Source organism: Stenotrophomonas maltophilia group sp. RNC7 (assembly GCF_030910085.1).
GTDB classification, from domain to species: Bacteria; Pseudomonadota; Gammaproteobacteria; order Xanthomonadales; family Xanthomonadaceae; genus Stenotrophomonas; species Stenotrophomonas sepilia.
In genome coordinates this window covers 1-572 of record NZ_JAVFVN010000045.1, presented here as the reverse complement: position 1 = coordinate 572, position 572 = coordinate 1, and the positions used below count along the sequence as shown (strand labels likewise).

Annotated in this window: 1 protein-coding gene; it reads right to left on the bottom strand. The window is 56.6% G+C overall.

Annotated features, from left to right (window positions below):
• Positions 1 to 432, bottom strand: a 432-nt coding sequence (locus tag RCF13_RS00250) for a hypothetical protein (protein WP_308140678.1), incomplete at its 3' end; no start/stop codon positions are given.
• Positions 433 to 572: the final 140 nt, after the last annotated feature.

The window sequence follows — 572 nt, the reverse complement described above, 5'->3', positions numbered from 1 at the left end:
ATAGCCCGCTGTGATGCCATACAGAGAGAGTTCTTGCAGCAGCGCGTTGTAAAGCTCGGTCGCTGTCCATCCCGCCGCAAGGGTGAAGTTGGCCACCGCAAAGTTGTAGGCCATGTCGCCATTGGCGGCCGTGATATCCAGGTACTTATCAATCGAGGTCTCTTTGCCACGGCGGATTTGCTTCACATCGCCCACAAAGATCGTCCCGAAATTTCCCTCATACCCGGCTCTCAACGTCACCTTGGCAAACTCTTTCTGGATGCGCTGGGCGGTGTTGTCGCTCAGGTTATAGACCCGGATCTGCGCGGCAGCCGGGGTTTGCACGTCCGCCGCAGAGATCGAGAACTTGAAGTGAAGTTGGGAAATATCCAACTGATCCCCAGCCGCGTTCTCCAGGACCAGAGACGCCTTACGTAGCCACTGATCCGCCATCGCTTACTCCGTTACGTAATACATCAACGACTCTTTCCCAAGGCCCGTATAGGTCGGGTAGATGTGGGCCGCACCGTCCGTCAGAACAACCAGCGCGCCGCCAATCCCCAGGTAGTCGAACTGTCGAAGCAGGTTCACTC